Origin of the sequence: Marinobacter denitrificans (genome assembly GCF_008795955.1) — a bacterium.
Taxonomy (GTDB): Bacteria; Pseudomonadota; Gammaproteobacteria; order Pseudomonadales; family Oleiphilaceae; genus Marinobacter; species Marinobacter denitrificans.
This window is the reverse complement of sequence record NZ_VMHN01000010.1, coordinates 126,807-143,939: the sequence shown is the minus strand read 5'-3', so window position 1 is coordinate 143,939 and position 17,133 is coordinate 126,807. Positions and strand designations below refer to the sequence as shown.

The following is a 17,133-nucleotide window of genomic DNA, read 5'->3' as shown; positions in this document are numbered from 1 at the left end:
TGACCGGGAGATGAGTATTATGACCAATCCACTCGTCCAGCACTTTTTTGACGAACCCACCAATACATTCAGCTATGTTGTCAGTGATCCCGACAGCAATGCCTGCGCCATCATCGATTCCGTTCTCGATTTTGACTATGCCGCAGGAAAGACCGATGTACGTTCTGCCAATGAGATTATCGACTATATCCGGAAGAAGGATCTCAAGGTGGAGTGGATCATTGAGACCCACGTTCATGCGGACCACCTGTCTGCAGCGCCCTACCTGCACACGGAGCTTGGTGGCAAAACCGGCATTGGTGCCCACATCGTTGAGGTGCAGGAGATTTTCGGCAAGGCATTCAATGCCGGTACCGAATTCGCCCGCGACGGCAGCCAGTTTGATGCCCTGTTTAAAGAAGGTGACAGCTTCCGGATCGGTAATCTGGAAGGGCGGGTGCTGCACACGCCGGGCCACACCCCGGCCTGCCTGACCTACGTGATTGGAGATGCGGCCTTTGTAGGGGATACCCTGTTCATGCCGGACTACGGAACGGCACGGTGTGATTTTCCCGGTGGCAATGCCCGCACGCTGTATCACTCAATCCAGAAGGTTCTGGCGTTACCACCGGAGACCCGTATTTTCCTGTGCCACGACTACAAGGCCCCCGAGCGGGAAGAGTTCCAGCATATGACCACGGTGGCGGAGCAGCGCCGCAACAACATTCATGTGCACGAAGGCATCTCTGAGGATGATTTTGTGAAAATGCGCACCGAGCGTGATGCCACCCTGGATATGCCACGGCTGATATTGCCGTCCGTACAGGTGAACATGCGGGCAGGGCATATGCCTCCGGCGGAAGACAACGGTCAGGTTTATCTGAAAGTACCCGTCAACCTGTTCTGAGGTACGGATGAAACTGAAACAGTACCTGCCTTTCCTGGGTTGGCTGCCCACCTATCGGCGCGAGCACGCCGTCAGCGATCTGGTGGCGGCCGTCATCGTTACGGTTATGCTGATCCCCCAGTCCCTGGCTTATGCCCTGCTGGCCGGGTTGCCTGCCCAGGTGGGCTTGTACGCCAGCATCCTGCCGCTGGCGCTCTACGCCCTGTTCGGAACCAGCCGCACACTGTCCGTGGGCCCAGTGGCCGTGATTGCTCTGATGACGGCAGCAGCGCTTGCTCCGATTGCCGAGGCCGGCAGCCCCGCGTATGTCGCCGGGGCGGTGTTGCTGGGGGTGATGTCCGGGCTGATGCTTTTTCTGATGGGTGTGCTGAGGCTGGGGTTCCTCGCCAATTTTCTCAGCCATCCGGTGATTTCGGGTTTTATCACGGCCTCCGGGTTGGTGATTGCAGCCAGTCAGCTGAAACATATCCTTGGGGTGGAGGCCTCTGGCCATAACCTTCTGGAGATTGGGTCGTCACTGTTGGCGAATCTGGGCGATACCCACCTGCCCACCCTGTTGGTGGGGATCGGCGCGCTGCTGTTTCTTGTACTGTCCCGCAAAAAGCTCAAACCCCTGCTCAGGCGCCTGGGCCTGGGAGCGAGAATGGCGGATATCCTCACCAAGACAGCCCCCATTCTTGCGGTATTTGTCTCCACCCTGCTGGCCTGGTGGCTGGGACTGGACGCCAGGGGTATGGATGTGGTCGGGGAAATTCCCCGGGGGCTGCCGGAATTCACCCTGCCACCGCTGGAGCTGTCGCTCTGGAAACAGCTGGCGGTGGGAGCGCTGCTGATCAGTGTTGTCGGGTTTGTCGAATCGGTGTCGGTTGGCCAGACACTGGCCGCAAAACGGCGCCAGCGTATTGACCCGGATCAGGAACTGATTGGCCTTGGTGCCGCGAACCTGGGGGCGGGCTTCTCCGGGGGGATGCCGGTTACGGGTGGCTTCTCCCGTTCTGTGGTGAATTTTGATGCCGGTGCCGAAACCCCGGCTGCAGGCCTGTTCACGGCCGTTGGTATTGCCCTCGCGACTCTGTTTCTGACCCCCGCCATTGCCTACCTGCCAGTGGCAACCCTGGCAGCCACCATCATCGTGGCTGTTGCCACATTGATTGATCTGCCGGCCCTGGTCCGCACCTGGCGCTATTCCCGCTCCGATTTCGGCGCCATGCTGGCTACTATTCTGCTGACACTGTTTTACAGCGTGGAGGCCGGTATCGTGGCAGGCGTGGCACTGTCCATCGGCCTGTTCCTGTACCGGACAAGCCGTCCCCACAGTGCAGTAGTTGGTCGCGTACCGGGCACTGAACACTTTCGGAACGTGCTTCGCCATCAGGTGGAGCTGTGTCCGAAAGTGACTTTCCTGCGGGTGGACGAAAGCCTTTATTTTGCCAATGCCCGTTTTCTGGAAGAAACCGTAATGGACCTGGTGACGCGGCAGCCGGAACTGCAGGACCTGGTGCTGGTATGCACAGCGGTCAATCAGGTGGACGCCTCCGCTCTTGAAAGTCTGGAAGCGATCAACGAGCGGTTGACGGATGCAGGTGTCTGCCTGCATCTTTCAGACGTAAAGGGCCCTGTTATGGATCGCCTCGGCGGCACTGAGCTGTTGGCGAACCTTGGCGGACAGGTCTTTCTGAGTGCCTACGAGGCCTGGAAGGTGCTGACCAAGTCCCCTGAATCGGCGGCCCGACGATCTGAATCGGAGCATCGACACTATGGGAATGACAGAGAACCTGCTCTCTGCCAGCCAGCTGATCATCACAGGGCTGATCTTCCTGGCGGTCCTGGTTAATGCTGTACGGGGCACCAATTGGTCGGAATTCCGCCGCGACCAGGCCCTGCAACATTCCTTCTTCGGTGCCGCTGTGGCCCTGGGGTTTATCTGGCAGTTAAGGGCAGGGATCTCTCCCGGGCTGTCCATTCATATATTTGGTATCACGCTGATCACCCTGATGCTGGGATGGCGGCTGGCGGTGCTGTGCGGGCTTCTGGCGTTGGTGATAACGGTGATTACCGGGCGTGAACCGCTGATCGCCTTCGCCGCCAACGGGCTGGTAACGGTGATGGTGCCGGCTCTTGTCAGCCACGGCATCATGCGTTGGGAGCGGAAGCGCAATTTCAGGAATTTTTTTGCCTATATCTTTTTCTGTGGTTTTTTCGGGGCTGGTATTTCTGTTGCCGTAGCCGGTGTGGTGATGTGCCTGATGCTGTGGTCCGCCGGTGTATATACGTTTGGTGAGCTGATCCACGAGTATCTGCGGTACCTGCCTCTGTTCATGCTTCCAGAGGGGTTTGTGAACGGCACCTTCGTCACCGGGCTGATGGTGTTCCATCCGGACCGGTTGAAGACGCTTGATCAGAGTCGCTACCGTTGAGCGGCAGGTAGCCGGCTAGTTTCGCCAGTGGGAGTGTTTCTGCAGCTTTCGCTGCAGTGTCCGACGGTGCATGTTCAGGGCCCGGGCGGTGGCGGACACGTTACCATCGTTGTCGTTGAGAATTCGCTGGATATGCTCCCACTCCATTTCCTCCACCGAGGGAGGCGCGTTCCTGAGGTTCGGCGGAACTTCGAGCGGCTCGAAACTTGCCAGTAATTGACTGACCGTCACCGGTTTACACAGGTAGTTCACAGCGCCGCGGCGCATGGCTTCGACAGCCGTGGCAATGCTGCCGTACCCCGTCAGTACGAGGACCTCCAGTTCCGGGTTTATGTCCAGAAGCTCCGGTAGCAGCTGCAGGCCGCTTTCCCCCGCCAGGTTCAGATCCAGAACACAGCGATGAACGTTGCCTGCGGCCAGCGCCTCTCTGGCCTCCTGCTGGTTCCGCGCCAGACGCGATTCTATGCCCTGGCGGCCGAGCGAGCGTTGAAGAACCTGCAGGAAGGCATCGTCATCATCCACAAGAAGCCAGAGAGATTGCTCGCTCACGCATAGTCTCCTTTGTGATTGCTGTTACCGGTTGCAATCGGCAGAGCGATAATCATGGTTGTGCCCTGTGCGGTAACGCGGGCTTTCAGGGTTCCCCCGAGCCGCTGGATGGTGGCATTAGAGAGAAACAGGCCAACCCCGAGACCATTTTCGGAACTCACCACTTGTTCGCCGAGTGCGCCCCCGAGGGCGGTCTCCAGTCCATCGCCGTGGTCCTCCACAATCACCTCAAGCCACCCTTCGGCGCCATCACGAGCGCTGATGGCAACCCAGGACGGGCTGGCGGCTACGGCATTGGCAAGCAGGTTAAGGATGGCCTGGTCAAGCGTGGTGTCCACTGCCACCGGGCCGTCGGGAAACGGCTGTTGCCAGTCAATGATCGCCCCGGGCCAGAGCAGGGTGGCGGACTCCCTCAACCGCATGATCCAGCGTCGGGCCGGCAGGGTTTCCAGTTGCGCGGTTCTGGCCTGCACGGCGGCGCTGGTCAGTTGTTGAAGATGTCCACTGCACAGAGTCAGTTGGTTTTCCATCAGCCTGAGGTCCTCCGCAAGGGAGTCGCTGCCCGGTGCTGCGGATTTCATCTCCTCCACCAGCAGGGCCATGGTGTTCAGCGGGGTGCCCAGGCGGTGGGCTACGGCGGCAGAGGAAAGCCCCAGGGCGATGATCTGCTCATCCCGCAGGCGGGTCTCCCGTATCTGTGCCAGCTGTGACTGTTGCAGACGCAGACGGCGGGCAAGCGCACCAACCACAAGCAGCAGGATGACGGCCGTAATCGCGAAGGTCACCCACATGCCCACCAGGTGCAACTGCGCCAGATTTGCGCTGTGATGTTCATGGGTAAGCGGCGTATGCCAGAGCACCAGAGAGGTGTAGATCGCCACGCCGGCAATGGTTATGGCAATGCTATGGCCCAGTGGCACCAGGATGATAGCTACTGCGATCGGCAGCAACAGTAGTGAAACCAGCGGGTTGGTATAACCACCGGTGAAGTAAAGCCAGGCGCCAATCAGCAGCAGGTCGATGGCTAGAGCCAGGCTGACCGTCGCGGTGGAGCGGGGCGGCCGCCGGGTAAACCATAGCCAGCCCAGTGTTGCTACAACGGCATACACCAGGCTCAGTATCAGGGCCTCGGCCCGGTGCGCCAGGGAAACCATGGTTTCGGCAACGGCGGCCGTCATCAGTTGAAGAGCAACAAGGGTCAGCCGCATCCCCAGCAGATAGCGGGCCGCCTGTTGAAAACCGGTCTGAGATTGGGTGAGCCATTCCATGGACGGGATTCTATCAGCAGAGGCCGGTAAGCGGTGGGGAAATCGCGTGTCTGATTGCCGGGGGTCAATCGGGGAAGTAACAGACCAGTCGCTGGCGGATAATATCGCCCCGCAATTGAAGTGGCCGGTGGCTGAAGTCATGAACCTCAACCGCGGTGGCGGGTGTGGGTGGTGACTTTGCGACAGCGGGTGTGGCGGTCAGATGCTCCGGGAAATACCGGCAGTGGCTGTTTTCGGGAAACAGGGCGGCGTAGGCAATGCCGGTTTCCACCAGATCCTGGAAAAAGTGGGAGCCATAGGACAGGTCCGGCACCATGTGGCCTGCTTTTTCCGACACTTCAACGAGAGCGGCGACACCGGAAATATCGGAGAAACGAACCGGCACGCCCAGTTCCGGGCTGCTGGTACCCCACCGGCCGGGCCCGATCAGCAGGGTTGGCATATTGGCGGACCGGACGTGCTCACCTATCAGGCGGGCCACCTCATAGCGCTGGCTGGTGTTGAGCTCCCCGTAAACGGTCGCATCCACCCGGATCACCCGCTGGATGGACAGGTTGATGTTGCCGCCCATAAAGTGGCCCTCCGTGCTAAAAAGAAGCTGGTCCTGCGGCACATTGTCCGGAAGTTCCACCGGCCCGGTCTCGCCTATCGTGGCCAGGGGGCGGCATTGCACAAGGTTGAAGGAGGGGTCGCCCTCGTCGTCGAGGTGCAGGGTGAATTCCACATCGACCGGATGTTGGTAGCCGGCCTCAAGTGTTTGCAACAGGCTGGAAAGCCTTGAAATGAACGGCCCTTGTTGTACTAGCGGCCGGAAAGTCAGGCGCCAGACAGCGCCTTTCAGCCCGATCTGTTCGGCACGGGTGGTGGCCGCCCGGTCGACTTCCGCGAGGTGTGCCATGGGCAGTTCGGTTGTGGTTTCCAAAAGCTGGCTCAGGGGCCGGGTATCCAGCGTACCCTCTTGCAGGTCCAGCAGATCGACCAGATGCTGGGAGTCACGGTAGGATTCATCCTGGTTGCGGAAGGGCTGCCGGGTGGGTTGATCCAGGGCCATGACACAGGCGTGATCTCCTTCTATCCGGTCCACCGCCCGCGTTCCAAGCCCCATGACCATCCTCACCATGCCGGCTTTGGGGTCCATCGTATGGTCCCAGGCGAAGGTGTTGCGGGATACGCCTACACCTGCCGCATCCGGCAGATAGTAACGGCCATGGAAGCGGCCATTGACGCGCTGGATCAGCAATGCCATGGGCTCTTCCCGTTGATCCAGCCCCCGTTGTTTGCGGTAGCGCAGGGCATCTTCACTCATGGAGGACGCATAGACCTTACGAATGGCATCTTCGAGAGCCGTCAGGCGTTGCTCGGGCGCCCCCTGATTGACCAGGAAGACGCTCTCGTACTTTCCGGCAAAGGCGTTGCCGAAACCATCTTCCTGGAGGCTTGATGACCGTACCAGGATCGGGTACTGGCCATAATGATCCAGCAGCCGCTCCAGTTCGCTACGGATTTCATCGGGGAACTGGCCGGCCAATATGCCCTCTCTCAGGGCTGGAGCCTCGGTCAGGTAGCCTGCTTCAGACCGCTGGCGCATGGTCGAGGGCCACAGCCCGTTGTGCACCAGGAAAGCGTAGTAAGCGTCGGTGCCGAGATAACTGGAATCATGGGGCTCCAGATGCTGCTGCCACAATTCCGGCGCTTCCTTAAGCAGAATGTTCCGGGCCAGCAACATGCCGGTCGCCTTGCCACCGATGTAGCCGCTACCCACCAGCCGGGCGCGGATACTGAGCAGGTCTTCCAGCGACAGGTAGCGCCGTGCCAGTGCCAGTATCTGCGAGTCCCTGCTGATCATTACCTGCAGCACCTGCTCCTGTAAGTCGGCAATGCAGCCTTCATCCTGTTCAGAGATCGCCCGGCTGGCTTCCTGGAACAGGCGGTCCCAGTAGTCCAGCAGCGGCTGCCGGTGCAGGTGTTCCAGTTCGAGGCTGGCCTGTAGCCGGGTGGCGTCGCTGCTGTCAGTAATGGGGTCGAATCTGCCCTCGTGTTCCCGGTGGGGGAGAAACATGGTGGGTGATTGCCGGCGCCAGGCCTTTATGGGGTGGATCTGGACATTGTCGCCGTGGCGATGGACGTCAATCATGACCTGTGTTGTTTCGCGGATACGGTCCAGCGTCATGCGGGAGTGTCGGTCCGGATGCAGCGCAAACCAGGCCACGGTATCCAGCTCAAACAGAAACGGGCACACCACCCGAAAGAAATTGCCCACCATGGTATCGGTGGCCCAGGCGTTCAGCAGCTCGCTGAGGCTGTCACACACGTAAAAGGCGCCCCGTCCGTGCTGTTCGATCAGGTGCCAGACTCTGCTGGTAAAGCTTTCAAAGCCTCCCAGCGCATCAATCTCGATGGTGCGGACCGCCGGGTGCTGTTCGATAATGGGCGGGTGCTCGCCAAAGCGAAGGTAAATGATCTGCCGGCCGGTATCGGCGGCAGCGTTCAGGAAGGGATGTACGAACCGGCGATAGTCATTGAGATCAGACACCCGCCAGACCACGTTATCGCCAATGCGTAAGCCATCAAGAACCTCATCCAGCCCGGTCAGGCCGGTGGATACCCGGTCTGCGGACTGGAGAGGCTCGTCGCTGCTCATGGCCGGATCAGATAACGCCCATTGCGTTCATTGCTCTGGCAACCCTGAGGAACCCGGCCACGTTGGCGCCCAGTACGTAGTTGCCTTCGGAGCCGAACTCAGCGGCGGTTTCATAACAGTTCTTGTGGATATCAATCATGATTTCCTCAAGCCGCCTCTGGGTATGATCAAAGGTCCAACGGTCCCGGCTGGCATTCTGTTGCATTTCCAGCGCTGAGGTGGCCACACCACCAGCGTTGGCAGCCTTGCCGGGGCCATAGGCCAGTTTCGCATTCTGAAAAATATCAATGCCTTCTGGCGTGGTGGGCATGTTGGCGCCTTCGGCGACGGCAATACAACCGTTTTCAACGAGAGTCTTGGCGTCTTTGCCATTGAGTTCGTTCTGGGTGGCGCAGGGAAGGGCCACGTCGCAGGGAACAGTCCAGATATTACCGCCCTTTACATAGTTCGCATCCTTGTGGAACTCGGTGTAGGTGCTGATGCGCCGACGTTCCACTTCCTTGATGCGCCGGAGAGTCTGCAGGTCGATGCCTTTCTCGTGCACGATCATGCCGCCGGAGTCAGAGCAGGCGATCACCTTGGCACCCAGTTCGTGAGCCTTTTCGATGGCGTAGATGGCGACGTTACCGGAGCCGGAAACAACCACGGTTTTGCCGTCAAGAGAATCGCCCCGGGCCTTGAGCATTTCGTGGGTGAAGAAAACCGTGCCGTACCCGGTGGCTTCGGTGCGTGCGCAGCTACCACCCCATTCCAGTCCTTTGCCTGTCAGCACGCCCGACTCGTAACGATTGGTGATGCGCTTGTATTGACCGAACAGGTAGCCGATCTCACGGCCCCCTACGCCAATGTCGCCGGCAGGAACATCGGTGTATTCGCCCAGGTGGCGATAGAGTTCCGTCATCAGGCTCTGGCAGAAACGCATGATTTCGTCATCTGACCGGCCCTTGGGATCGAAGTCGCTGCCGCCTTTGCCGCCGCCGATAGGCAGGCCGGTGAGAGCGTTCTTGAAGATCTGTTCGAAACCCAGGAACTTGATGATGCCCAGGTAAACCGACGGGTGAAAGCGCATGCCGCCCTTATAAGGCCCCAGGGCGCTGTTGAACTCGACACGGAAGGCACGGTTGATGTGGATCTCGCCGCTGTCGTCCTGCCAGGGTACCCGGAAAATGATCTGGCGCTCGGGCTCACAGATGCGCTGGATGATTTTCTTGTCGGCAAATTCGGGGTACTTCACCAGCACAGGGCCAAGCGTCTCCAGAACTTCATGGACAGCCTGGTGAAATTCACTTTCACCCGGGTTGCGATGCAGTACGTCCTGGAAGATGGGTTCCAGCTTTTCATCAAGTTTTGCAGTCATATGGGTTAAGCCCTCGGAATACGCGTATTGAGCGCCGTAGAACGGCGGCTGCACAAGGAAAAGGGTAATGATTCCACCACAGGGGTGCGTATTTTGGCAAGCGGCTTAAATATTTTGATGTACCGGAAATACTCCTAAAGGGGTGCGGCATTGTGTCTCAAGCCACGGTCGGGGCGGCGCCATACAATTGTACCTGTCGAACCGACTATGCAGTGACTCATGCAGCCATAAGGACCCCCTCGAAATGGTAATCAGATATCTGGCTCGTTGTATCGGCCTGAGCCTGGCCGGTTGTGCCTTTATCCCGTTCGTTCAGGCAGAAACCGAACCAGCGGACCAACTGTTGATCCGGGTGACCGAGGGTCGTTCAGCGGAGATTGCCCGGCTGAACAAGGCGGCGGTAACGACCGAGCCCGTCGAGCGCTTGTCTGCTAACCCCGCGGTGTCGCTTTCCCGTATGGGTGGACGCGGCCTGGAGCCGGTGGTTCGGGGCCAGAGCCAGGAACGTGTGGACGTGCTGCTGGATGGTATCCGGGTGGAGGGAGCCTGCCCCAACCGTATGGACCCGCCAACCAGTCGCCTGAGTGTGGCACTGGCGCCGGTGCTGGAGGTGCGCACCAGTAACCAGACCCTGCGCTGGGGCCCGATAACAGGCGGGCAGGTGGTCGCAACCACTGCGGCCCCGGCCTTCAACGGCTCCAATACGACGGGCCACGTGACGGTTGCCGGTGCTGACAATGGCGATGGCAGGCTGATTAACGGGAGCGCGGCTGTTGGCAACGATAGCGCCTGGCTCAGGCTCGCGGGCGGGTACGATGAGGCCGAGGATTACGAGGACGGCGACGGCGATGAGGTCCGCAGCGCCTACAAGAACTCGGAAGCTCGCCTGGATGCGGCCTGGAAGGCAGACAACGGTTTCTATATCAAAGGGCTGGTGAGCCGTCAGGAAGAACGGGATGTGAAATACGCGGGCTCAGGCATGGACGCGCCGGAAACCGATACCGATATCCTGCGCCTGGAACTCGGGTCACCGGTGGCGGATGGCGACTGGAACCTGCTGGCCTGGCAGGCCAATGTCGACCACCTCATGGATAACTTCAGTCTTCGAGATGCCTCAATGAAAATGCTTACGGCTTCCGAGGCTGACACCCGGGGCCTTCGGTTGACCCTGGACCAGAGCCCGGACACCAGAACGGACTGGGCCATTGGCGCGGATGTTGAAACCAATAACTGGCACGCCGAACGGTTTGGCGGAGCGAATCTCGATGTGCTCACCTCGGTACTCTGGCCCGACGTGGACCGGGACCGTTTCGGACTCTTCGCCGAACGCTTCTATCGGGTAACGCCAACGTTGCAGCTGGGCGGGGGCGTACGCTATGACCGCGTGGAAATGTCCGCAGCGACGGCTGACAAGGTGTTCGGTAGTGGCATGATGGCCATGTCAGCGGCCGACGCCTACCAGAGCGTATACGGCACCACCGAGACCGATGTTAACGATGATAACGTCAGTGGCTTTGTCAGCAGCAACTGGCGTCTCTCTCCCATACAGTCGATGGTGGTTACCGCGAGCCACAGTGTGCGGAGCCCGGGGGTGACCGAGCGTTACATCGCCAACTGGAATAACATGGACCCCTCGAAGCGCTGGGTGGGTAATCCTGGTCTGGACGCCGAGGTACATCATAAGCTGGAGCTGGCATTGCCCGGACGGAGCAATGGGTGGCACTGGCGCCCCGCCGTGTGGATTGATCAGGTCGATGATTTTGTACTTCGCACCCGAAACGCGGATGGGGTCAGCGTCTACCGCAATATCGATGCCCGGCTGATGGGTGTTGAGGGGCAGCTCGGATGGAGCAATGGCACCTGGAGCACCAACAGCAGCCTGGCGTCTGTGCGGGGCGAGAACCGGGACGATGATAAGGCATTGCCTCAGATTCCACCTGTGCAGTTCATCCAGACCCTTGGTTGGCAGCATAGGGGCCATGGGGTTGAACTGGAATGGGTGCTCGCCCGCCGGCAGGACCGCGTGGATCTGGAGTCGGGCCAGGATGCCGGTACTTCACCAGGCTATGGGGTGCTGAACCTGTCCGGTAGCCACCCGGTGGCGGACTACCTCAGCCTGAGCTGGGCAGTGGACAACCTGTTCGATAACACCTGGGCACCCCACGTCAGCCGCGCCAACACAGACCCCTTCAATCCGGAAGCCGTGCGGGTGAATGAGCCCGGCCGGACCTTGCGTGCCGCTCTGACGGCCAGGTGGTAAATCCGTTTATGGCGGTTACCCGCTTCTCATAGCTGGCGGGTGACACTGTGCCCCGGGTGGAACCAACTCCGTCACCCGGGGCTTTTTTGTCCGGGCTCAATGTAAGTCACCTGTCTGCCTGTTAAACTTTGATTGATTGGGAGAATAACCTTATAACTTTTTTTAGAGGTAGGCATGCGCTATCCGGGTCGCCTTTTCGTTACGTTGTTGTTTCTGGTGCCTGCACTGGCCGCCGCGCAACCTGCCTTTGAAACTGTCGAGCGCCGGTCGTTTCATGAGACGGTCCACCTGGATGGTGTTATTGAAGCTGTTCAGCAGAGCACCGTCTCTGCCCAGACCAGCGGGACGGTTCAGCGCCTTCCCTACGATGTCGATGACTCGGTTGCTGCTGGCGATCTGATTGTCCAGTTGGAAGATAGCGAACAGCGCTCCCGGTTACGCCAGGCCCAGGCCGGTCTGGAAGAGGCCGAGGCGGCGCTGTCGGATGCGAAACAGCGGTTCGAACGCATTGAAGCGGTTCACGAGCGGGGTCTGGTGTCCCGGCAGGAGTTCGACCAGGCCCGTAATACTCTCGCCGCCGCCCGAGCGAGGGTTGAGCGTGCCGGTGCAGCGGTTTCCGAGGCCCGGGAACAGCTCTCCTATACCCGTGTAATGGCCCCTTACGGCGGTATCCTCACCGAACGTCACGTGGAGGTGGGGGAGTCGGTAAACCCCGGCCAGCCGCTGCTGAGCGGACTATCCCTGGAGCAGCTTCGGGTGGTGGTGGACCTGCCACAGAAGTACGCGGATCTGGCGCGCACCGAGCGCCAGGCTGAGGTAACCCTGGCCGATGGGCGGGTACTCGAGACCGGCGAGATGACGTTCTACCCCTATGCAAACCCGCAAACCCACACCTTCCGCCTGCGGATGCGTCTGAGTGAACCCAACGGCTCCCTGTTTCCGGGCATGCTTGTGAAAGTCGGCGTTCCTGTTGCCAGTCGCGAAGCTCTCTGGGTGCCGGCCAGCAGTCTGATTCAGCGCAGCGAGTTGCGGGCGGTGTTCGTACTGAATAAAGAGAATCGGCCCCGGCTTCGCCAGGTACGCACCGGAGTGCGGGATAACGACAGGCTCGAGATCCTGGCGGGCCTCGGCGAAGGCGAACGTGTGGTCACCAACCCGTCGGCGCTGGTTGGCAGTGATCGATTGAATCCGGTTAACAGCTCCGGTGAGGGCGCGAACCCGTGAGCCGGGACCTGCCGCCGGTTGGCCCGTCCGGAGCCATTGCCCGGGTTTTCCAGAATAATCACCTCACCCCTCTGCTCGCCATTCTGGCGATCATTCTGGGCGTACTGGCTGTGGTGGTCACGCCGAAAGAGGAAGAGCCCCAGATTGATGTCACCATGGCCGACATCATGGTGGCATTCCCGGGTGCCAGCACCCGCGAGGTGGAGAGCGCCATAGCGACGCCTGCCGAGCAGGTGATGAGCGAGATCCAGGGTGTGGAACACGTCTATTCCGTGTCCCGTCAGGGCCAGGCGGTGATCACCGTGCAGTTCGAGGTGGGCATTCCGCGCCAGGAGGCGCTGGTCCGGCTCTATAACCAGGTGTATTCGAACCAGGACTGGCTGCCGGCCAACCTCGGCGCAAGCCAGCCGGTGATCAAACCCAAAGGCATCGATGACGTGCCGGTGATGACCCTGACGCTCTATGACCCGGTGAACGGGCATACGGGAGAGGAGCTGACCCGCCTGGCGCACATGCTGGAAGTCGCCCTGAAACGGGTTCCCGGAACCAGGGATGTCTACACCACCGGCGGCATTCCGGATCGTGTCGATATCCGTTTTGACCCTGCGTTGCTGGCGGGCTTTAACCTGACCATCGACGACATTCGTAACGCCCTGGCAGCGGCCAATGCCAGCAGCCAGGAGGCCCGGATTACCCGCGATACCGTATCGATTCCGGTGCAGGCAGGAACGCTTCTCGAAACAGTAGAGGATGTCCGGCGCCTGGTGGTGGGCATGCACAATGGTTCTGCCGTGTACCTGGAAGACGTGGCGGACGTCAGCCGGGGCGGCACCGTGGCTGATCAGAGTGTGATGACCGGATTCGGACCGGCGCATGAGAGCAGCATGGCTGGCCAGCCCGGCGAGGTTTACCCGGCCGTCACCCTGGCCATCGCCAAGAAGCCGGGCGAAAATGCCATCAACATCACCACAGCCATTGAAGAGCGTCTGGAGCAGCTGCGCAACCGGGCGCTTCCTGAGTCAGTGGAGGTGCTGGTCACTCGTGACTACGGCGTCACCGCCTCCCAGAAAGCCCGTAAACTGATTACCGACCTGATCTCTGCCACCCTGTGTGTGGTGCTGCTGGTGCTCGTTGCCATGGGCTGGCGACAGGCCCTGATTGTGGGTATCGCGGTTCTGATTACTCTGCTGCTGACCCTGGTCTTTTCCTGGGCATGGGGTTTTACGCTCAATCGAGTCTCGCTGTTTGCGCTGATTTTCTCCATCGGGATTCTGGTGGACGACGGCATCGTGATCACCGAGAACATCAATCGGCGGATCCAGAACTCCCGGCGCGCGGTAAAGGACATCATCCCGGTGGCCGTGGATGAGGTGGGCACGCCCACCATTATGGCCAGCCTCACCATTATGGCGGCGCTGATCCCCATGGCGTTTGTCAGCGGTCTGATGGGCCCCTACATGAGCCCGATTCCGATTAACGCTTCTGCCGGTATGGTGCTCTCCCAGATCGTCGCCTTTGTGGTAGCGCCCTGGCTGGCCTTTCGCCTGCTCCGCCATAAAAAGGGTGAACTGGCTGCGGAAGCCGATGAGGCTTCTAATTCAGCCGACGGGGTAAGCCCCCTCTCCCTGCGAATTTTCCGCAATGTTCTGGGGCCGTTCCTCGGTGATCATCCGTGGCGCCGGCGTCTGCTCGCACTGGCTGTGGTTGGTCTGACGCTTGCGGCCAGCTCTTTGCCGGTGTTCCAGGCTGTGATTCTGAAAATGCTGCCGTTCGACAACAAGTCCGAGCTGCAGGTTGTGGTGGATATGCCCGAACGTACCCCCATGGAGCAGACCCAGCGGGTGTTGATGGAAATGGGCGCCTACCTGGAAACGGTGGACGAAGTGGCCAACTGGCAGACCTACGCCGGCACCGCCTCTCCAATCAACTTCAACGGCCTGGTGCGCCAGTACTACCTGCGCGGGGATCCGTACCACGGTGATGTCCAGATTAACCTCACGCAGGAGGAAAACCGGGTTCGGCCGTCCCACGACATCGCCCAGTCCCTGCGGGCGCCACTGACGGAGATTGGTGACCGGTACGGTGCCAGTGTCGAAATTGTCGAGGTGCCCCCGGGGCCACCGGTGTTGTCTCCGGTGGTGGCAGAGATCTACGCGGTGGATGAATCACGTCGGGCAGAGCTTGCACGCACTGTAGCCGAGGGTATGAGCACCGTGAATGGACTGGTGGATATCGACACCACGCTCGAAGCGCCTACCAGGCAATGGGAAGTGGTGGTGGACAGGGACAGGGCGGCGCGGCTTGGTGTGTCCCAGGCTCAGGTCGTCGGTGCTCTGCAGACGGCCCTTGGCGGCACCAGTGTCAGCTTCCTGCACGATGATCACGCCAAATACCCGGTTCCGATCCGGGTAATCCTGGGCGAAGGCGACAAGGCCCAGCCATCGGTGCTGCTGTCTCTCAAGGTTCGTAGCCGCGATGGAAACCTGGTTTCGCTGGCAAGCATCGCCCAGGTGCGGGAAGCGGACTGGATGGGTGCCATCTATCATAAGGACCTGCTGCCGGTGACCTACGTTACCGCCGATATGGCCGGTGAGATTGATTCGCCGCTCTATGGCATGTTTGCCATGGTAGAGCGTCTGAACCAGCAGGAGGGAGCGCCGGAGCAGTATTTTATTGACCAGCCGCCATTACCGGAAAAAGGCACCCTGAAGTGGGACGGCGAATGGCAGATTACCTACGAAACCTTCCGGGACATGGGCGCGGCCTATAGCGTGGGCGTATTCATGATTTTCGTGCTGTTGGTGGCCCAGTTCCGGTCGTACATTCTGCCCCTGGTGATTATGGCGCCCATCCCCTTGACGCTGATCGGCATCATGCCTGGCCATGCCCTGCTGGGGCGGGAATTCACCGCCACCAGTATGATCGGAATGATCGCCCTGGCCGGCATTATCGTGCGCAATTCGATTCTGCTGGTGGTATTTATCCGGCAACTGATCGAGGAGGGCGTGAAAGTGGATGAAGCGGTCGTGCTGGCCGGCGCGGTACGTATCAAACCCATCGCCCTGACGGCCATCTCGGCGATGGTGGGTGCTTACTTCATTCTGAACGATCCGATTTTCAACGGGCTGGCGATATCCCTGGTCTTTGGCCTGGCCATGTCCACCTTGCTTACCGTGGTGGTGGTGCCATTGCTTTATTACACCCTGGCGCGTTGCCGTTGGGTCTGATCAGGTCCGGGCTGGTGCTTCTGAAAGGGAATTAACCGGCACAATCCGGTTGCGACCGGCCTCCTTGGCCTTATAGAGACGGATATCCGCCTCGCGCACCAGCTCACGCAGGGTGTCACCATCGGTTCCAAGTTCGGCTACGCCGCCGCTGATTGTCAGGCGAATGACGTTGCTATTGATGTGCAGGGGGGTGGACGCGACAGCCATGCGGATTTTTTCGGCAACTTCCAGCGCCTGCCGGCTGTTGGTGTTGCTGAGCAGAACGCCGAATTCCTCGCCGCCCAGGCGGGCGGCCAGGTCGGTGACACGCAGGCATTCCCGGAAAATTCGGGCAACGTGTTGCAGCGCCAGATCGCCGGTTTCATGGCCGTGGTCGTCGTTCACATTCTTGAAGTGATCCAGGTCGAGAACCAGGATAGAGACCGGCGAGCCGTATCGACGCGCCCGGTGTTTTTCATGCTCAAACACATCACTGAGCCGTGCACGGTTGGCAAGACTGGTCAGCGGATCGGTCTGGGCGAGTTTCATGAGCTGGCGCTCGGAGGTTTCACGGGTCACTTCGTAAACGTGGGAAAACACCAGAATGCAAAGGGAGATCACGGCAATGTTGGTGATCGGCAGCGCCTGCATCATTTCCGGCCGGTCCAGGTGTCTGAACAGAAAGATCACGGCTGCCACACTCATGTAGAAGAGAGAAACGGCCAGCCCAAGTCGTCGGCCCATTAGAAGGTGAGAAATAATGGGTATCAGTAACACCCACGCATGGGCAGAGGAGGTCGCCCGTGGGGTTGCCATGGCGAACATCATGGCGGTGAAGAAAGGGATCAGATAGGCGATGATCCAGCGTTCCAGGTGCCGGGTGTGACGGATGGCCCGGTAAACGATGAGGGAATAAATGCCCATTGCGATCTCTACGAAGGCAAGCGGGTAACTGCCTTTGAGCAGATTCATGGACGAGAACAGTATGGCGCCAATGACGCACAGCACCAGCAGTGCCTTCAACACCGCCTTACGGTAGGGGCGGGCCAGTTCTTTCAGGGGGTCTTTATAGCTATCCATGCGCTAGGTCTGTGGCGGCTGGAGCGGGCTGATTCCGGATTCTGGAATGTGTAGATAAAGTGAGCACAAGCAAGGAATGTGAATTAGATCAGATTTTCAACAAAAAGTGATGGGGTTTGCGACTAAAGTCTAATGGATCCTGACACTGCGCTCACATGCGCTATATTGACGCACCATGGCAGATCCGGATCCAAAAGCGGGTTCGGGTTGTATAGTAAGAAGCCGGATTTCATCCAGGTTTACAC

The 17,133-nt window shown here is 59.8% G+C and carries 11 protein-coding genes; 6 read left to right on the top strand and 5 right to left on the bottom strand.

Annotated features, from left to right (window positions below):
- Positions 1–19: 19 nt before the first annotated feature.
- The 3 genes from FO268_RS19965 to FO268_RS19955 are packed head-to-tail and all read left to right on the top strand — an operon-like array spanning position 20 to position 3,303.
- Positions 20–886 (top strand): MBL fold metallo-hydrolase, encoded by an 867-nt coding sequence (locus FO268_RS19965; protein ID WP_150995022.1) that lies wholly within the window; start codon positions 20–22, stop codon positions 884–886.
- A 7-nt stretch (positions 887–893) separates the two neighbouring features.
- Positions 894–2,720, top strand: coding sequence for a SulP family inorganic anion transporter (locus FO268_RS19960; protein WP_150995021.1), 1,827 nt, complete (start codon positions 894–896; stop codon positions 2,718–2,720).
- Entirely contained in the window at positions 2,644–3,303 is a 660-nt protein-coding gene (locus tag FO268_RS19955) for an energy-coupling factor ABC transporter permease (RefSeq protein ID WP_150995020.1), read from the top strand. The genes FO268_RS19960 and FO268_RS19955 overlap by 77 nt, the downstream gene beginning before the upstream one ends.
- Before the next feature lie 15 nt (positions 3,304–3,318).
- On the opposite strand, the gene FO268_RS19950 is transcribed toward FO268_RS19955, so the two are convergent.
- The 4 genes from FO268_RS19950 to gdhA all read right to left on the bottom strand — a co-directional run bounded on the left by FO268_RS19950 (position 3,319) and on the right by gdhA (position 9,118).
- Entirely contained in the window at positions 3,319–3,852 is a 534-nt protein-coding gene (locus FO268_RS19950; RefSeq protein ID WP_150995019.1) for a response regulator transcription factor, read from the bottom strand.
- Positions 3,849–5,120 (bottom strand): sensor histidine kinase, encoded by a 1,272-nt coding sequence (locus FO268_RS19945; RefSeq protein ID WP_150995018.1) that lies wholly within the window; start codon positions 5,118–5,120, stop codon positions 3,849–3,851. Before FO268_RS19945 ends, FO268_RS19950 begins: the two co-directional genes overlap by 4 nt.
- 64 nt (positions 5,121–5,184) lie before the next feature.
- Positions 5,185–7,761 (bottom strand): PEP/pyruvate-binding domain-containing protein, encoded by a 2,577-nt coding sequence (locus FO268_RS19940; RefSeq protein WP_150995017.1) that lies wholly within the window; start codon positions 7,759–7,761, stop codon positions 5,185–5,187.
- A 7-nt stretch (positions 7,762–7,768) separates the two neighbouring features.
- Entirely contained in the window at positions 7,769–9,118 is a 1,350-nt protein-coding gene (gene gdhA / locus FO268_RS19935) for an NADP-specific glutamate dehydrogenase (RefSeq protein WP_150995016.1), read from the bottom strand.
- Between the two features lie 244 nt (positions 9,119–9,362).
- On the opposite strand from gdhA, the gene FO268_RS19930 reads away from it, so the two are divergent.
- The 3 genes from FO268_RS19930 to FO268_RS19920 all read left to right on the top strand — a co-directional run bounded on the left by FO268_RS19930 (position 9,363) and on the right by FO268_RS19920 (position 15,829).
- Complete coding sequence (locus FO268_RS19930; RefSeq protein ID WP_225316905.1) at positions 9,363–11,378, top strand: TonB-dependent receptor domain-containing protein; 2,016 nt, start codon at positions 9,363–9,365, stop codon at positions 11,376–11,378.
- A gap of 174 nt (positions 11,379–11,552) precedes the next feature.
- Entirely contained in the window at positions 11,553–12,602 is a 1,050-nt protein-coding gene (locus tag FO268_RS19925; RefSeq protein ID WP_150995015.1) for an efflux RND transporter periplasmic adaptor subunit, read from the top strand.
- The gene (locus tag FO268_RS19920; protein ID WP_150995014.1) at positions 12,599–15,829 is read left to right on the top strand and encodes an efflux RND transporter permease subunit; all 3,231 of its coding nucleotides are present in this window, start codon (positions 12,599–12,601) and stop codon (positions 15,827–15,829) included. The genes FO268_RS19925 and FO268_RS19920 overlap by 4 nt, the downstream gene beginning before the upstream one ends.
- On the opposite strand, the gene FO268_RS19915 is transcribed toward FO268_RS19920, so the two are convergent.
- Complete coding sequence (locus FO268_RS19915) at positions 15,830–16,888, bottom strand: GGDEF domain-containing protein (protein WP_150995013.1); 1,059 nt, start codon at positions 16,886–16,888, stop codon at positions 15,830–15,832.
- Positions 16,889–17,133 lie beyond the last annotated feature (245 nt).